This is a genomic window from Luteibacter jiangsuensis (assembly GCF_030812295.1).
In the GTDB taxonomy this organism is placed as follows: Bacteria; Pseudomonadota; Gammaproteobacteria; order Xanthomonadales; family Rhodanobacteraceae; genus Luteibacter; species Luteibacter jiangsuensis_A.
The window spans coordinates 59,635-75,718 of the sequence record NZ_JAUSSK010000003.1 but is presented as its reverse complement, the minus strand read 5'-3'; the positions used below and the strand labels follow the sequence as shown (position 1 = coordinate 75,718).

Sequence of the window (16,084 nt, the reverse complement as noted above, 5' to 3'; positions counted from 1 at the left end):
GGTCGGACGCGGTACAATTGGGGTTTGCCCACCCGGCATCCAGCCGGGGGCGCGGCTGTGCCTTACGGAGCGTCCATGCAATACATCTACACCATGAACGGGGTGAGCAAGATCGTCCCCCCGAAGCGCCAGATCATCAAGGACATCTCGCTGTCGTTCTTCCCTGGCGCCAAGATCGGCCTGTTGGGCATCAACGGCGCAGGCAAGTCCACGGTCCTGCGGATCATGGCCGGCGTCGACACCGACTTCCAGGGTGAGGCGCGCGCCAATCCGGGCACCAAGATCGGCTACCTCGCCCAGGAACCGGATCTCGATCCGAACAAGACCGTTCGCGAAGCCGTCGAGGAAGGCGTCTCGGAAGTCCTCGACGCCCAGAAGCGCCTTGAGGAGGTCTACGCGGCCTACGCCGAAGAAGGCGCCGATTTCGACAAGCTCGCCAAGGAGCAGGAGGCCCTGGAAGGCATCCTTGCCGCCAACGACGCCCATGCCCTCGAGCGCCAGCTCGAAGTCGCGGCCGATGCGCTGCGCCTGCCGCCGTGGGACGCGAAGATCGGCCCCCTGTCCGGCGGCGAGAAGCGCCGCGTGGCACTGTGCCGCCTGCTGCTGTCCAAGCCCGACATGCTCCTGCTGGACGAACCGACCAACCATCTGGATGCGGAATCGGTCGATTGGCTGGAAACCTTCCTGCACGACTACCCGGGCACCGTGGTGGCCGTCACCCATGACCGCTACTTCCTCGACAACGCCGCCGAATGGATCCTCGAACTCGATCGCGGTCGCGGCATTCCCTGGAAGGGTAACTACACCGAGTGGCTGGAGCAGAAAGACCAGCGTCTCGCTCAGGAAGCCAACCAGGAAAAGTCGCGCCAGAAGGCGATCAAGAAGGAACTGGAGTGGGTGCGCTCGGCGGCGAAGGGTCGCCAGTCGAAGGGCAAGGCCCGTCTCAACCGCTTCGAAGAACTGAACTCGGTCGAGTACCAGCGCCGCAACGAGACCAACGAGATCTTCATTCCGCCGGGTGAGCGCCTGGGCCAGGAAGTGATCGAGTTCAAGAACGTCACGAAGTCGTTCGGTGACCGCGTGCTGATCGAGGACCTCTCGTTCAAGATCCCGCCGGGTGCCATCGTCGGCGTGATAGGCCCGAACGGCGCCGGCAAGTCGACCATGATGAAGATGATCATGGGCAAGGAAACGCCGGACAGCGGCGAGGTGAAGCTGGGCCACACTGTCAAGCTCGCCTACGTCGACCAGTCACGAGATGCCCTCGATCCGAAGAACAACGTGTGGCAAGAGGTTTCCGGCGGCTCGGACATCCTCACCATCGGCAACTTCGAGATCCAGTCGCGCGCCTATATCGGTCGCTTCAACTTCAAGGGCACCGATCAGCAGAAGATCGTCGGCCAGCTGTCCGGCGGTGAGCGTGGTCGCCTGCACATGGCCAAAACCCTGCTGCAGGGCGGCAACGTGCTGCTGCTCGACGAACCGTCCAACGATCTCGACGTCGAGACCCTGCGCGCGCTGGAAGACGCCCTGCTCGAATTCCCGGGTTGCGCGGTGGTCATCTCGCATGACCGTTGGTTCCTCGACCGCATCGCCACGCACATCATCTCGTTCGAAGGCGATTCGCACGTCGAGTTCTTCCCCGGCAACTACAACGAGTACGAGGCCGACAAGAAGCGCCGCATGGGCGACGACGCCGGCCCGAAGCGCGTGAAGTACAAGAAGCTGGTCTGACAAGACCGGCGCCCTGCGAGGCAGGCACCTTCAGAAGGTGCCTGCCTTGTGCACCCTTGAACGAGCGAAGCCGCCCATGAACTTCATGACCACCCTGAAGGACGCCTGGCGTCGCAACGATTCCCTGGTCTGCGTGGGCCTGGATCCCGAGCCGGGCCGCCTTCCCGCCGGGCTCTCGGGCAACGAAGGCATCTTTACTTTCTGCCGCGACATCGTCGACGCCACCGCCGGGCTGGTCTGCGCCTATAAGCCACAGATCGCCCACTTCGCCGCGCAACGCGCCGAAGGCGTGCTCGAGCGGCTGATCGCCCACATCCACGACAAGCATCCGGGCATCCCGGTGATCCTCGACGCCAAGCGTGGCGACATCGGTTCGACGGCGAAGCACTACGCGGCGGAGGCCTTCGAACGCTACGACGCCGACGCGGTCACGCTGAACCCCTACCTCGGCCACGACTCCATCGCTCCGTTCCTGGAACGCGCCGACAAGGGCGTGATCCTGCTTTGCCGCACCTCCAACCCGGGTGGCAAGGATTTCCAGGCACTCGACTGTGGTGGCGAGCCGCTCTATATCCGGGTTGCCGAGACCATCGCCCGCGACTGGAACGGAAACGGCAACTGCGCGCTGGTCACGGGTGCGACCTGGCCGGAAGAGTTGGGCCGCGTCCGCCGGGTGGTGGGCGAGATGCCCCTGCTGGTGCCGGGCATCGGGGCGCAGGGAGGCGACGTGCAAGCGGTGATGACCAACGGCAAGACGGCCAACGGAACGGGCCTGATGATTTCTTCCTCGCGCGCCATCCTCTACGCTAGCGCCGGTCCCGACTTTGCCGACCTAGCACATCGAGCGGCCGACGAAATGAGAAAATCGGTCAACTTGTTCCGTATTTGAGTAGCAAAACCAAAAGCAGTCGCAAATTGTACGATTTAGCAACTGCAAAAGGCTTACGCTGCCGCTCCGCGCTATCGAACAATACCGGGCTAGAAGCGCCACAGCGTTCCACCGGAGTTGTCATGCCACCTATCAACCGAGGTTTTTCCCAACGCCTGCATGTCGCGCTGGACATGGCCGGCGTGAAGAAAGGCCGCGGCCGCATCACCCAGCTTGCCGACCTTTTCGACGTCAGCCGGGAAACGGCTCGCAAATGGCTCAGCGACCTGGGCTTGCCCGAACTGGAGCGCCAGATCGACATGGCGACGCGGTTCGGCGTCAATTTCGAATGGCTGGCCACCGGCCGCGGCTCTCCGAACGGCGCCACCGGCGTGCGCGAAAGTCCCGCCCTTTACCGTGCGGATTCTCGCGAGCAATTGCGACTGGTAGGGCTCGTCAGCCGCCTGCCCAAGGAGCGCCGCAAGGCCCTGCTGGTCATCATCGAAGCGCTGGCGGACGCCGAGTAACTCCGGAAAATCTCAGTCGTCGCCCACGTCCATCCCGGGGAACAGCACCTCGGTGAAACCGAACTTCGTGAAGTCGGTGATCCGCGAGGGGTACAGGCGGCCGATCAGGTGATCGCACTCGTGTTGCACCACGCGGGCGTGGAAACCCTCGGCGGTACGGTCGATGGGCGAGCCCTTCGGGTCGATACCCTGGTAGCGGATCAGCGAATAGCGGTTCACGGCACCACGCAGTCCCGGCACGGACAGGCAACCCTCCCAGGCCTCTTCCATGTCCTGCGAGAGGGGCGTGATCACCGGGTTGAGCAGGATGGTCTGCGGCACCGGCGGCGCATCGGGGTAGCGTTCACTGCTGTCGAAACCAAAGATCACCAGTTGCAGGTCGACCCCTACCTGGGGCGCGGCCAGGCCTACGCCACCCGCGTCGTACATGGTGTCGAACATGTCCTGGATAAGGGACTCGAGTTCGGTCGAACCGATCATCTCGGAGGGGACGGGCGGCGCGATGCGCAACAGGCGCTCGTCACCCATCTTGAGGATCTCGCGAATCATGGGTTTCCCTGGGGAGTGGGGATACCCGCAGCATGGCGCCGGAACGCGCCGGGCTCAAGCCTTTTGGGCTGGCGCGGCACGCACCGGGCCTCCTTGACCATTCGACCAATGGCTAATACGCCAAACGCCCTGCGGAGATTGACCCCCAGGGCGGGCAGGACGACCCTTGTCGCATCCGCAAGGGGAGCAAAACATGCAAAGCGCCATTCCCAAACCCAGTCCCGCGGGCAAGATCCTGTGGACCGCCATCGCCATCGTAGGCGCTTGGTGCCTCGGCGTCGTCGCCCTCCGGCGCGGCGAGCCCATCAACGCCATCTGGCTGGTCACCGCGTCGGTGTCCGTCTTCCTCATCGGCTACCGCTTCTATAGCCGGCTGATCGCCACCCGGCTGCTCCAGCTGGACCCCACGCGCGCCACGCCCGCGGTCCTGCGCAATGACGGCCTCGATTACGTGCCGACCGACAAGTGGGTCGTATTCGGGCACCATTTCGCCGCCATCGCCGGCGCCGGCCCCCTGGTCGGCCCCGTGCTCGCCGCGCAGATGGGCTACCTGCCCGGCACGCTGTGGATCCTGGTCGGCGTCGTCTTCGCCGGCGCCGTGCAGGATTTCATGATCCTCGGCCTCTCGCTGCGACGCGACGGCCGTTCGCTGGGCCACATGCTGCGCGAGGAACTGGGCGAAGTCCCGGGTGTCATCGCCATGATCGGCGTGCTGGTGCTGATGATGATCGTGCTGGCCGTGTTGGCGCTGGTCGTGGTCAAGGCGCTGACGCACAGCCCCTGGGGTACCTTCACCGTCGCCGCGACGATTCCCATCGCGCTGCTGATGGGCCTGTACCTGCGCTATTTCAGGCCGGGCCGCATCCTGGAGGTCTCCATCATCGGCCTCGTCCTGCTGCTGGCGTCGATCTGGTACGGCAAGACGGTCGCCGATACGCCGGCACTGTCGGTCCTGTTCGACTTCGACGCGAAAGGCCTGGCCTGGCTGTTGATCGGCTACGGCTTCTTCGCCTCGGTACTGCCGGTATGGCTGCTGCTCGCGCCGCGCGACTATCTGTCCACCTTCCTCAAGATCGGCACGATCGTGCTGCTCGCCCTGGCCATCTTCCTCGCGGCGCCGACGCTGCAAATGCCGGCCGTCACGAAGTTCATCGACGGCACGGGCCCGGTCTTCTCGGGCAACCTCTTCCCGTTCCTGTTCATCACCATCGCCTGCGGCGCGGTTTCCGGCTGGCATTCCATCATTGCCTCCGGCACCACGCCGAAGCTGCTGGCCAACGAGGGCGAGGCACGCATCGTCGGCTATGGCGGCATGCTGATGGAGGCCTTCGTCGCCATCATGGCGCTCATCGCGGCGGCCTCGCTGCATCCGGGCGTGTACTTCGCCATGAACTCCCCCGGCGCCCTGGTCGGCACCACGGCGGAACAGGCCGCGCAGACCATCAGCACCTGGGGCTTCCTGGTCACGCCGGCCGAACTGACCGAGACGGCGAAGAACATCGGTGAAAGCACCATCCTTGGCCGCGCGGGCGGCGCACCGACGCTCGCGGTGGGCATGGCGCAACTGCTCCATGGGATCATGCCCGGCGAGGGGATGATGGCACTGTGGTACCACTACGCCATCCTGTTCGAGGCCCTGTTCATCCTGACCACGGTCGACGCCGGTACCCGCGTGGGCCGCTTCATGATCCAGGAACTGGCCGGCATGGCCTGGGCACCGCTGAAGCAGACCGAATCCTGGCTCGGCAACGTCGTCGCCACGGTGATCTGCGTGGGCCTGTGGGGATACTTCCTGTATCAGGGCGCGGTCGATCCGCTGGGCGGCATCAACACGCTGTGGCCCTTGTTCGGCATCGCCAACCAGATGCTCGCGGCGATCGCACTGATGCTCGCCACCGTGGTCACCGTGAAACTCAAGCGCGAGCGCTTCGTGCTGATACCCGCCGTGCCCGCCGCGTGGCTGGTGATCTGCACGCTGACTGCCGGCTGGCAGAAGATCTTCGACGACAAGATAAGCTTCACCGCGGCGGCTCAGAAGTACGCCGATGCGATGGCCAGCGGCACGTTGCTCGCGCCGGCCAAGTCGATGGACGAAATGCAACGGATCGTCACCAACAACCGCGTGGACATGGCGCTCACCGCCCTGTTCATGCTGCTGGTCCTGACCATGCTGTTCTTCTCACTCCGCGCCATCGCCCGGGCCTGGCGCGCCAACCACCCGACGGCGCACGAGGAACCCTACGTCGCGCTGTCCAGCGTGGCTCCCTGAGGAAAACGCCATGAACCTCGACGCACGAACGGCACCTCGCTCGCTGTGGAAGTGGGCGGTCCAGACCGCACGCCTCTGCTGCGGCGTGCCCGACTACGATGTGTACGTGAAACACCTGCGCGAGCATCACCCGGAGCGCGCCGTGCCCAGCTACGGCGAGTTCTTCCGGGAACGCCAGGAAGCAAGGTACCGCGGCACGGGCGGCCGCTGCTGCTGAGGTCTCCCGCTACCCGCGGCGGCCCTTGCGCATGTTCGTCCGCGAGTCCGCGATCATCGAGTGCATGGCCGCCGCGGCCTCGTTCGGACGGCGGCGGCGGATGGCTTCGTACACCGCCCGGTGCTGCGGCAACGAGTACTTGAAGTTCTTCGCGTTACGCGCGGACATCACGAAGAACGTGGCCAGGGCGGTTTCGATCACGGCGAACAGCGAGCTCAACAATTCGTTGTTCGTCGCTGCGAGCACCGCCTCGTGGAAACGCAGGTCGGCCTCGGCCCAGGCGTCCAGGTCTTCCGCCTCTTCCATGGCTTCGAGGGCCTCGGCGATCGTCTCCAGTTGCGCCGGGTCGCGCCGGCGCGCCGCCGCCATCACCGCCGCGGGTTCGATGATCCCGCGCATTTCCACCAGCTTCTCGACGAAATCGTCGGTCGGCATCGTCGCGCAACGCCAGGCGAGGACGTCGGCATCGAGATGGTTCCAATGACGCGGCTCGCGCACGCGCATACCCGTCTTCTGGCGCGTCTCGATCAACCCCTTGGACGCCAGTACCTTCAGTGCCTCGCGTAACACGGTACGGCTGACCTCCATCTGCCCGGCCAGTTGCGACTCGCCGGGCAGCGCCTCCCCCGGTTGCAACACACCGCCCACGATCGAGCTGCCAATATCCTCGATCACCTGCGCATGCAGGTTCCGCGCGCTTGCCGCCTTCAGTGCCATGGGCCCTTCCCGGTGTGTACCCGGCGCACATCGTAGCCGCACCCGGCGGCGTGGCGATGACGCGGCGCAGCTTGTCATTTGTCGGACAAATGTGGTTTGGTCGCCTGACTTTCTCGAAGGGAGTGGACGTGCGATGAAGTTCGTAACGAGCCTGGCCACCGCGATCCTGCTGGCCACTACCACCGCCGCGACAGCCGGCGAAGCAACGAAGGCATCGTTCGGCAGCACGCCGGACGGCACGGACGTGACGCTGGTCACGCTCACCAACGGCCATGGCATGACGGCGAAGATCCTGTCGCTGGGCGCCGCGCTCTACGCACTGGAAGTGCCCGACCGCCATGGCAAGCCCGGCGACATCGTGCTCGGCTATCCCGATATCAAGGGAACCTTCGCCAAGCCACAGTACTTCGGCGACACCGTGGGCCGCTATGCCAATCGCATCGCCAAGGGGCGATTCACCCTGGATGGCAAGCAGTACACGGTGCCGGTCAACGATGGCCCGAACTCGCTGCATGGCGGCAAGCTCGGCTTCGACAAGGTCGTCTGGACCGTCGACAAGGTGGAGTCCGGCGCCCGACCCAGCGTCACCCTCACCTACGTCAGCCCCGACGGCGACCAGGGCTATCCCGGCAAGCTCACCACCACCGCGACGTACTCGATCGACGACAAGAACGAACTCACCATCGAATACACCGCCAAGACCGATGCACCGACCATCGTCAACATCACCAACCATGCCTACTGGAACCTCGCCGGCGAGGGTTCGGGAAGCGTGATGGACCAGAAGATGACGATCGCCGCCGACGCCTACCTGCCGACCGATGCCACCGCCATTCCCACCGGCGAAGTGCGCAGCGTGGCCGGCAGCGACTTCGATTTCCGCAAGGCCAAGCCTATCGGCCGTGACATCCGCGACGCGAAGGAACAACAACTGGTGTTCGGCCGCGGCTACGACCACAACTGGGTGATCTCACGCAAGGAGGCCGCTCAACCGCGTGAAGTGGCGCGGGTCAGCGATCCCAAGAGCGGACGCGTGCTTTCCCTGTGGTCGGCGCAACCGGGCCTGCAGTTCTACTCGGGTAACTTCCTCGACGGCACGACGTCGGGCAAATCGGGCGGCATCTATCGTCAGGGCGATGCGTTCGCGCTGGAGCCGCAGCTCTTCCCCGACACGCCGAACCAACCGGAGTTCGGCTCGGCGCGGCTGGAGCCGGGCCAGACCTACCGGAACCTCATGATCTACAAGTTCTCGGTGGACAAGGCCGCGAAGTGACCCCGCAGCCTGCTCACACTTCGTGATGCCATGCTTCCGCCGGTTTCTTCCGGCGGAAGCGCGGCGCGAGCTCCACCATGTACATCGCCACCAATACGAGCGCACCGCCGCCGAGCATGCGTACGGTGAGCGCGTCGACCCCCAGTAGCACCGCGAACCCGGCCGCGAACACCGGCTCGGTCGTCATCACGATCGCTGCCCGCGTCGCGGGCATGTGGGCCTGGGCCCAGGTCTGCACGAGCATCGCCAGCGCGCCGGCGACCAGGGCCATGTAGAGCACGGCGATCCACGCCTTGGCGTCCGGCGGCATGGCCGGTCCGCCATGCGGCAAGGTGATCGCCAGGCAAACCGTGGCGATGCCGGCCATCTGGATCGCGGACATGCCAAACGCATCACCCGGCTTCGACCAATGGCCCAGCCCGACGATGTGCAAGGCGTACAGCGCCGCCGAAGCCAGCGTGAGCAGCACGCCGGTATCCACTTCGAAGCCGCTCAACGCCAGCACTCCCAGGCCCACGGTCGCAAGCACCACGGCGACCCAGGTGCTCCATGGCATGCGTTGCCGGAACAACAACATGGCCAGGATCGGCGTGATCACCACGTACATGCCGGTGACGAAGCCGCTGACACTGGGCGAAGTGCGCGCCAGTCCTTCGGTCTGCAACCATTGCGCGACGCCATAGAGCACGCCGAGGCCGAAGCCGCGCAGGCACTGCCGTCGATCGAGCCGCCGCAGCGGCAGGGCGAACAGCGCCAGCATCGCTACGGCGGCGATGACGAAACGCACCGCGAGGAAGTCGACCACGGACATCCGACCCACGACGTCCTTGATCAGGACGAAGGTGGAGCCCCAGATCGCGGTGACCGAAAGCAGGCCGAGCGTGGCGAGACCACCGCCCCGCGCTGGCCCACTCATCGGCGCTTCCGCAGGAGCTGACCGGGAATCTTGACGAGGAAATGCGCCTGGATACCCATCCACACCAGGGCGCGCACGAGCGGGTTACGCGCGGCGGGGTCGTGGCGACGGAACCACAGGTACATGCTGCGGTGCTTATGCCGGCTGACGAAGACGGGCCGGTGCCGGCTGGAGCCACCCTTGCCGTGCAGCACGCGGACATCGCCGGCCAGCAGCACCTTGTAGCCCGCATCGCGCGCGCGGCGGCAGAGGTCCATGTCCTCGCAGTGCAGGAAGAAGGTCTCGTCGAATCCATGGAGGCGCTCGAAGACCTCGCGCGGGATGAGGATGATCGCTCCCGAGACGATCTCGACCTCTTCGGCGCCGGCCGGGATCGGCCCGGCGATATCGATGCCCGCGTCGCCTCCCCTGCCCAGCTTCGTGGCAAGCGACCGGCGCAGCAGTGGATCGCGCCGCCGCGAGGCGGGATCGGGTCGGCCCTCACTGTCGCACACGACCGCGCCGACGATGCCCGTATGGACATCGATATGCGCCGCCATGCGGGAGATCGTGCCCGGCTCGACGAGGCAATCCGGGTTGAGCACGAGCAGGCGATCGCCGCGTGCTTGCGCGGCGCCACGATTCACGGCCGGACCGAAGCCGAGGTTGGCCCGGTTGTAGATCACCCTCACGCGTTCATCGTCGGCGTAGGCGCGATCGAGCGACTCGGGCACCCCATCGGTGGAGCCATTGTCGACGACGATGATCTCGACCGGCACATCGCTGGCAAGGGCATGGTCCACGCACTCGCGCGTGAACGGGCCGCTGTCGGCAAGGACGATGACGATGCTGGTGAGACGGGGACTGTTCACCGGTCGATGATTCCCGCCTCAGCCCACCCACACGCGCGCGTTGCGGAACATCCGCATCCACGGCGAATCCTCGCCCCATTGCTCCGGGTGCCAGCTGAGCTGGGCGCTGCGGAACACGCGCTCGGGGTGCGGCATCATGATCGTGACCCGGCCGTCGCCGGCGGTGAACGCGGCCAGGCCGCCTGGCGAGCCGTTCGGATTGAGCGGATAGCTTTCGGTCGGCTTGCCGCGGTTGTCGACGAAGCGCGCCACGGCATGGCTCTTGGAGGGACTGCACACGCTGGGGAAGTGCACGCGGCCTTCGCCGTGCGCCACCGCGACAGGGATGCGCGCCCCGGCCATGCCACGGAAGAAGATGCTGCTCGAGTCGAGGATCTCCAGCGTGGCGACGCGTGCCTCGTACTGCTCCGACTGGTTACGCAGGAACTGCGGCCAGTGCTTCGCGTCAGGGATGATGTCCTTGAGACCGGACATCATCTGGCAGCCGTTGCAGACGCCGAGGGCGAACCGGGAGCCGTCTTCGAAGAATCGGGCGAACTGTTCGCGCAACGCGTCGTTGTAGAGGATCGAGGTGGCCCAGCCGCGGCCGGCACCGAGCACGTCGCCATAGGAGAATCCGCCGCAGGCGGCGAGGCCGACGAAGTCCTTCAGGTGATGACGGCCGCTGGCGAGGTCGGTCATATGGACGTCCACGGCGTCGAAGCCGGCACGGCTGAACGCCGCCGCCATTTCCACCTGGCCATTGACGCCCTGCTCGCGCAGGATCGCCACGCGCGGACGCACGCCGGTCGCGATGTAAGGCGCGGCGACGTCGTCAGCCGGGTCGAACACCAGCTTCGGCGTGATGCCGGGGTCCGCATCGTCGAGCCGCCACTCGCTTTCCTGGTCCGCGCTGAGCGGGTTGTCGCGCAGGCGCTGCATGGCGTAGCTGGTTTCGTTCCAGGCGCGGAAGAGCTCGGTCCAGTTCCACTTGAATGCCGGCTCGCCATTGAGGTACAGCTTGATGCCGAGCTTGTCCTTGGGCCGGCCCACGTTGTGGGTCATGCCGGCGAGGTTGTGCTTGACCAGCAACTGTTCGAACGCCTCGCGATTGGCCGAGGCGACCTGCACCACGGCACCGAGTTCCTCGTTGAACAGGGCCCGCAGCGTGGCGTCGGCCCAACCATCGAGTCGCAGTTCGAGGCCGCAGTGTCCGGCGAAGGCCATTTCGAGCAGCGTCACGATGACGCCACCGTCCGAACGATCGTGGTAAGCCAGCAGCAGGCCGGCCTGGTTGGCCTCCTGGATCAGCTCGAACATCGCGCGCAGACGCTTGGGATCGTCCAGGTCGGGTGGCACGCCGCCACCGCGGTTGAACACCTGGGTGAGGGCGGAACCGCCGAGACGGTCGCGGCCTGCACCGAGGTCGATCAGCCAGAGGTCGGTATCGCCGCGATCGAGCTTCAGCTGCGGCGTGAGCGTGCTTCGCACGTCGTCGACGCGTGCGAAGCCGGTGATCACCAGCGAGACGGGCGAGACGGTTTTCTGTGCCTTGCCGTTCTCGTCCGTCCACACGGTCTGCATGGAGAGGGAATCCTTGCCCACCGGAATGGCGATGTCGAGCGATGGGCACAACTCCATGCCGACGGCCTTCACGGCATCGAACAAGGCGGCATCCTCGCCCGGATGATTCACGGCGGCCATCCAGTTCGCGGACAGGCGCACCTCATCGAGCTTGATCGAGGCGGCGGCGAGGTTGGTGATCGCCTCGCCCACGGCCATGCGCGCGGCATCGGCACTGGAGAGCAGCGCAACGGGCGCGCGCTCGGCCATGGCCATGGCTTCGCCGGTATAGCCCTCGAAATCGGTCATGGTCACCGCGACGTCGGCGACCGGCACCTGCCACGGCCCGACCATCGGGTCGCGGGCGTTCAGGCCACCCACGGTGCGGTCGCCGATGGTGATCAGGAAGCTCTTGCTGCCCACGGCCGGCAGGCGCAGGACACGCATCAGGGCCTCGTCCATGCCGATGCCGGTCAGGTCGGCGACGAGATCGACACGCGGCTTCACGCGCACCGCGTCACGATGCATGCGCGGCGGCTTGCCGAACAGGACATCCATGCGCAGGTCGATCACGTCGATATCGCGGCGCGTGTCGCGCACGATGAGGCGGGGTTCTTCCGTCGCTTCGCCGACGACGGCGAACGGGCAGCGTTCGCGGGCGCAGAAGGCCTCGAACAACTCGATGTCCTCGACACCGATGGCGAGCACGTAGCGCTCCTGCGACTCGTTGCTCCACACCTGCATCGGCGAGAGCGTCGGGTCGTCGCAAGGCAGCTTCGAAAGATCGATGACACCGCCGACGCCGGCATCGTTGAGGATCTCCGGGATGGCGTTGGACACACCACCCGCGCCCACGTCATGGATGCTCACGATGGGGTTGCGGTCGCCGCGCGCCCAACAGGCGTCGATCACCTGCTGGCAGCGGCGCTCCATCTCGGCGTTGTCGCGCTGCACGGACGCGAAGTCGAGTTCGGCGCTCGAGGTGCCGGACGCCACCGACGACGCGGCACCGCCGCCGAGGCCGATGAGCATGGCGGGGCCGCCGAGCACGATCACCTTGTCGCCTGGGCGGACCTTGCGCTTCTGCACGTGCCCGGGACGGATCGCGGCGAGGCCGCCGGCGATCATGATCGGCTTGTCGTATCCGCGGCGCACACCCTTCTCGCCGGTTTCCTGCTCGAAGGTACGGAAGTAGCCGCCGAGGGCGGGCCGGCCGAATTCGTTGTTGAACGCGGCGGCGCCGAGCGGACCGTCACGCATGATCTCGAAGGCGGAGGCCATGCGTGGCGGCAGCGGACGATCCTTTTCCCACGGACGCGGCAGCCCCGGGATACGCAGGTGGGATACGGAGAAGCCCGTGAGGCCGGCCTTCGGCTTGCCACCGCGGCCGGTCGCGCCCTCGTCGCGGATCTCGCCACCGGCGCCGGTGGCGGCACCTGGCCACGGCGCGATGGCCGTGGGATGGTTATGCGTCTCGACCTTGATGGCGTACGGAGCCGCCTCGGCCACGGTACGGAACACGCCGTCTTCCGGGCTCACGAACAGGCGATGGCCGTCGTAGCCTTCGATCACGGCCGCGTTGTCGTGGTACGCGGACAACGTATGCGCCGGCGACTTCTGGTGCGTGTTCTTGATCATGCCGAACAACGACGATTCCTGCGTCGCGCCGTCCAGCGTCCACGTGGCGTTGAACACCTTGTGCCGGCAGTGCTCGGAGTTCGCCTGCGCGAACATCATCAACTCGGCGTCGGTGGGCGCACGGCCCATCTCGGCGTAGCGCTCCGCGAGGTAGTCGATCTCGTCATCCGCAAGCGCCAGGCCCAGCGCCTTGTTGGCGGCGGACAGCGCGGCACGTGCGTCGCCGCCCAGTTCCACGCGGCCGAGCGGGCCAGGCTCACCGGCGAGGAACAGGCCCGCGGCCTGGCTCAGTTCGTCCAGCGGCGATTGCACCATCGGGTCGCAGAATGCAGCCATCACGGTGGCGTGGGCAGGCGTGTCGGCCTCAGGCATGCCGGTGACGCGCCAGGCGGTGCCGCGCTCCACGCGGCGCACGTCGAATCCCGCGCCGTGGAGGATGTCGGTGGCCTTGCTGGACCAGGGAGAGATGGTGCCCAGTCGCGGCACCACCCAGAAGGTGGCGTCATCGGGCGTGGTGTTCTTCGCCTCCAGGACCGCGAGCAGGCGAGCGCGTGCATCGCCTTCCGGCGGCACGTCGGCGTCGACGAAATAGGTGAACCAGGCGGCCTGCACCCGCGTCCCGTGATGCAGGGCATCCAGGTGGGCGTTCAGTCGTTCGAGGCGAAAAGGCGAGAGGGCGCTCTGCCCGTCGAGTGCGATCATGCGGGGGGAATAGGCGCAGCAGGAAAACGCCTATTCTACATGATGTTGCGCGGCAGCATTGGGGCCCCGGGGTGCCGGGCCCCCCGGGGTCAGCCTCCGCGGCGGCCGGCGCTGCCGGGCGGGGCGCTCAGCGCCTGCAGCAACTGGGCCGGGGTGACGTAGCCACCGACCACGTCGCCGTTCTCGGTGACGATGGTGGGGGTGCCGTTCACGCCCAGGCGCTCACCCAGTTCGAACTCGTCCTTCACCGGATTGGCGCAACTGGCCGCCTTCGGCGTCGCGCCTTTCATCGCCTCGTTGAAGGCATTCTTGCGATCGGCGCTGCACCAGACCGACACCGCCTTGGTATACGAGGGCGTGTCGTTGCCGGCGGTGGTCTTGACGCCTTCCCGCGGCCAGAACACGTACTCGACAGCGATGCCCTGCTTGTTGAACTCGTCGATATGGGCGTGAAGCTGGCGGCAGAAACCGCAATCCACGTCCGTGAACACCGTGACCGTGTGCTTCGGGTTCGCCGGTGCGTACACCAGCCGCTGCGAAGCCGGCAGCTTGGCCAGTTCGGCCTTGCGCAGTGCCGCCCAGCTGGCCGCGCTGAGATCGGTCTTGGCCTTCAGGTCGACAAGGTTGCCGTTGATCATGTAGCGGCCGTCGGAGGTCACGTAGACCATGCGGCCGGAGGCGATCACCTGGTAGAAGCCCGGCATCGGCGCGGGCACGATGCTGTCGACCTTGATGCCCGGTCCGAGGGCCTCGACCGCGTCGCGGGCGGCTTTTTCGTCATCGGCCGCGCAAGCCGTCATGGCGAATGCGCCGGCCAGGAGCGCCGGCAGGATTTTCTTCAACATCGGTTACGACTCCATCGGTGACCGGGGGAAACGCGGGAACGCCTTGGAACATGTTCCGCGCATTCGGTTCCCCCGATTGTGGCACGGCTCACCCGCGCGGGTGGTGTTGGGCGTGAAGCCGCTTCAGGCCTTCCTTCGCCACCAGGGTGTATATCTGCGTGGTGCTGAGCGCACTGTGACCCAGCAGCATCTGCAAGGCACGCAGGTCGGCACCATGGTTCAGCAGATGCGTGGCGAACGAATGGCGCAGCACGTGCGGCGAGACCCGCTTCGCCGGTATTCCCACCTGCATGGCGTAACGCTTTACCAGCGTCCAGAACATCTGCCGGCTCATCGCGTCGCCCCGCCGGGAAAGGAACAACGCCGTCGGTTGCCCGTGGCCCTTCGCCAGCACCGGCCGTGCCTCGCGCAGGTAGATTTCCACGTGGGCCAGCGCCTCCTCGCCCACCGGAACGAGACGGTCCTTGCCACCCTTGCCGGTAACACGAAGCACACCCTGGCGCGGGTTCAGGCCCGACAACGGCAAGTCCACCAGTTCCGATACGCGCAAGCCCGAGGAGTACATCAATTCGAGCATCGCTCGGTCACGCAAGCCAAGGGGCGTGGCAAGGTCCGGAGCGACGATCAACGCCTCGATCTCCCGCTCGGCGAGAGCCTTGGGCAGGCTGCGCGGCATCCGCGGACGCTGCATCAGCAACGTCGGATCTTCGCGCTTGCCTTCGTCGCGTGCGAGCTGCGCGTAGAAACGCCGGAACGCCGACTGGCGCCGGGCCATGCTGCGCACGGAAACCGGCTGGCTTCCATGGTACGCGGACAGATCCTCACGCCCCGCGCTCGCCAGTGAGCGCCCCCGCGTGCCGAGCCATCGCGCCAGTTGTCGAAGGTCGCGCCGATAAGCTTCCAGCGTGCGGTCGGCAAGACCATCTTCCGCCCACACGCGTTCGATGAAGCGTTCGATCAGACGCGCGTCATCGGCGGCGGGTTCGGCGGAAGTGGGGCTATCGACGCGGGACATGCGGGCACATCGGCAAGGGACACCCGCATGGTCTCACGGCCAGCTCGCCAGGCTAAAGCCTCTGCAGGCTGGACTGGTATCCCGCGATCACATAGCCGAGCTGGTGCTCGACAGCTTCTTTCAGCGTCGCGCGCTCGGCGTCCGTCAATTTCGACTTGCGTGCGGCCAGGGCGAGTTTCTGCATCGCCTCGACCACACCGTCGGCCTGGGCCTGGAAGACGCCCGCGTCGACCGTGACGATATCCGCCATGTGCCGGTCGGCTCCATCGCGTAACCACTGGAATTCGGTGGGACTGACCTGTCCGTCGCCATCGAACTGGCGAAGGTGGCTGTCGAGTTCGGAAAACGACGACTGAAGCTTGAGGCTCATGGCAATACTCCCTATCGCGATACAAGCGCTGGTGGACTCCCCCTGTCCTCC

General features: G+C 66.2%; 14 protein-coding genes. 6 read left to right on the top strand and 8 right to left on the bottom strand.

Annotated elements, in window-relative coordinates; all coding sequences use genetic code 11:
- Positions 1-75: 75 nt before the first annotated feature.
- The 3 genes from ettA to J2T07_RS10415 all read left to right on the top strand — a co-directional run bounded on the left by ettA (position 76) and on the right by J2T07_RS10415 (position 3,129).
- Positions 76-1,734, top strand: coding sequence for an energy-dependent translational throttle protein EttA (gene ettA, locus J2T07_RS10425; RefSeq protein ID WP_306849679.1), 1,659 nt, complete (start codon positions 76-78; stop codon positions 1,732-1,734).
- Positions 1,735-1,810: 76 nt separating this feature from the next.
- Complete coding sequence (gene pyrF / locus J2T07_RS10420; RefSeq protein ID WP_306849677.1) at positions 1,811-2,623, top strand: orotidine-5'-phosphate decarboxylase; 813 nt, start codon at positions 1,811-1,813, stop codon at positions 2,621-2,623.
- A 122-nt stretch (positions 2,624-2,745) separates the two neighbouring features.
- Positions 2,746-3,129 carry a hypothetical protein gene (locus J2T07_RS10415; RefSeq protein WP_029213475.1) on the top strand — a complete coding sequence of 128 codons (384 nt, stop codon included), beginning with the start codon at positions 2,746-2,748 and terminating at the stop codon, positions 3,127-3,129.
- 12 nt (positions 3,130-3,141) lie between these two features.
- On the opposite strand, the gene def is transcribed toward J2T07_RS10415, so the two are convergent.
- On the bottom strand, positions 3,142-3,678 hold the full coding sequence (gene def / locus J2T07_RS10410) for a peptide deformylase (RefSeq protein ID WP_306849672.1): 537 nt from the start codon (positions 3,676-3,678) through the stop codon (positions 3,142-3,144).
- A 193-nt stretch (positions 3,679-3,871) separates the two neighbouring features.
- Between def and J2T07_RS10405 the strand changes: the two genes are divergently transcribed.
- The gene (locus J2T07_RS10405; protein ID WP_306849670.1) at positions 3,872-5,947 is read left to right on the top strand and encodes a carbon starvation CstA family protein; all 2,076 of its coding nucleotides are present in this window, start codon (positions 3,872-3,874) and stop codon (positions 5,945-5,947) included.
- A gap of 10 nt (positions 5,948-5,957) precedes the next feature.
- Positions 5,958-6,164, top strand: a complete 207-nt coding sequence (locus J2T07_RS10400) for a YbdD/YjiX family protein (protein WP_306849668.1) — start codon at positions 5,958-5,960, stop codon at positions 6,162-6,164.
- A gap of 9 nt (positions 6,165-6,173) precedes the next feature.
- Here J2T07_RS10400 and J2T07_RS10395 read toward each other — a convergent pair whose 3' ends face one another.
- Positions 6,174-6,881, bottom strand: coding sequence for a FadR/GntR family transcriptional regulator (locus tag J2T07_RS10395; RefSeq protein WP_306849665.1), 708 nt, complete (start codon positions 6,879-6,881; stop codon positions 6,174-6,176).
- Positions 6,882-7,014: 133 nt separating this feature from the next.
- On the opposite strand from J2T07_RS10395, the gene J2T07_RS10390 reads away from it, so the two are divergent.
- Complete coding sequence (locus J2T07_RS10390; RefSeq protein WP_306849663.1) at positions 7,015-8,154, top strand: aldose epimerase family protein; 1,140 nt, start codon at positions 7,015-7,017, stop codon at positions 8,152-8,154.
- A gap of 13 nt (positions 8,155-8,167) precedes the next feature.
- On the opposite strand, the gene J2T07_RS10385 is transcribed toward J2T07_RS10390, so the two are convergent.
- From J2T07_RS10385 to J2T07_RS10360, 6 genes are all read right to left on the bottom strand, one after another.
- Positions 8,168-9,070 (bottom strand): DMT family transporter, encoded by a 903-nt coding sequence (locus J2T07_RS10385; protein WP_306849661.1) that lies wholly within the window; start codon positions 9,068-9,070, stop codon positions 8,168-8,170.
- Positions 9,067-9,921: a glycosyltransferase family 2 protein gene (locus J2T07_RS10380; RefSeq protein ID WP_306849659.1), complete on the bottom strand. Its 855-nt coding sequence runs from the start codon at positions 9,919-9,921 to the stop codon at positions 9,067-9,069. The genes J2T07_RS10385 and J2T07_RS10380 overlap by 4 nt, the downstream gene beginning before the upstream one ends.
- Before the next feature lie 18 nt (positions 9,922-9,939).
- Positions 9,940-13,803, bottom strand: a complete 3,864-nt coding sequence (purL, locus tag J2T07_RS10375) for a phosphoribosylformylglycinamidine synthase (RefSeq protein WP_306849657.1) — start codon at positions 13,801-13,803, stop codon at positions 9,940-9,942.
- Positions 13,804-13,892: 89 nt separating this feature from the next.
- The gene (locus J2T07_RS10370; RefSeq protein ID WP_306849655.1) at positions 13,893-14,648 is read right to left on the bottom strand and encodes a DsbC family protein; all 756 of its coding nucleotides are present in this window, start codon (positions 14,646-14,648) and stop codon (positions 13,893-13,895) included.
- An 88-nt stretch (positions 14,649-14,736) separates the two neighbouring features.
- Positions 14,737-15,663 carry a site-specific tyrosine recombinase XerD gene (xerD, locus tag J2T07_RS10365; protein ID WP_306849654.1) on the bottom strand — a complete coding sequence of 309 codons (927 nt, stop codon included), beginning with the start codon at positions 15,661-15,663 and terminating at the stop codon, positions 14,737-14,739.
- A gap of 52 nt (positions 15,664-15,715) precedes the next feature.
- Positions 15,716-16,033, bottom strand: coding sequence for a hypothetical protein (locus tag J2T07_RS10360; RefSeq protein ID WP_306849652.1), 318 nt, complete (start codon positions 16,031-16,033; stop codon positions 15,716-15,718).
- Positions 16,034-16,084: the final 51 nt, after the last annotated feature.

Coding starts and splice junctions, on each gene's coding strand:
- ettA (WP_306849679.1), top strand. CDS start 76: ATGCAATACATCTACACCATGAACGGGGTGAGCAAGATCGTCCCCCCG.
- pyrF (WP_306849677.1), top strand. CDS start 1,811: ATGAACTTCATGACCACCCTGAAGGACGCCTGGCGTCGCAACGATTCC.
- J2T07_RS10415 (WP_029213475.1), top strand. CDS start 2,746: ATGCCACCTATCAACCGAGGTTTTTCCCAACGCCTGCATGTCGCGCTG.
- def (WP_306849672.1), bottom strand. CDS start 3,678: ATGATTCGCGAGATCCTCAAGATGGGTGACGAGCGCCTGTTGCGCATC.
- J2T07_RS10405 (WP_306849670.1), top strand. CDS start 3,872: ATGCAAAGCGCCATTCCCAAACCCAGTCCCGCGGGCAAGATCCTGTGG.
- J2T07_RS10400 (WP_306849668.1), top strand. CDS start 5,958: ATGAACCTCGACGCACGAACGGCACCTCGCTCGCTGTGGAAGTGGGCG.
- J2T07_RS10395 (WP_306849665.1), bottom strand. CDS start 6,881: ATGGCACTGAAGGCGGCAAGCGCGCGGAACCTGCATGCGCAGGTGATC.
- J2T07_RS10390 (WP_306849663.1), top strand. CDS start 7,015: ATGAAGTTCGTAACGAGCCTGGCCACCGCGATCCTGCTGGCCACTACC.
- J2T07_RS10385 (WP_306849661.1), bottom strand. CDS start 9,070: ATGAGTGGGCCAGCGCGGGGCGGTGGTCTCGCCACGCTCGGCCTGCTT.
- purL (WP_306849657.1), bottom strand. CDS start 13,803: ATGATCGCACTCGACGGGCAGAGCGCCCTCTCGCCTTTTCGCCTCGAA.
- J2T07_RS10370 (WP_306849655.1), bottom strand. CDS start 14,648: ATGTTGAAGAAAATCCTGCCGGCGCTCCTGGCCGGCGCATTCGCCATG.
- xerD (WP_306849654.1), bottom strand. CDS start 15,663: ATGTCCCGCGTCGATAGCCCCACTTCCGCCGAACCCGCCGCCGATGAC.
- J2T07_RS10360 (WP_306849652.1), bottom strand. CDS start 16,033: ATGAGCCTCAAGCTTCAGTCGTCGTTTTCCGAACTCGACAGCCACCTT.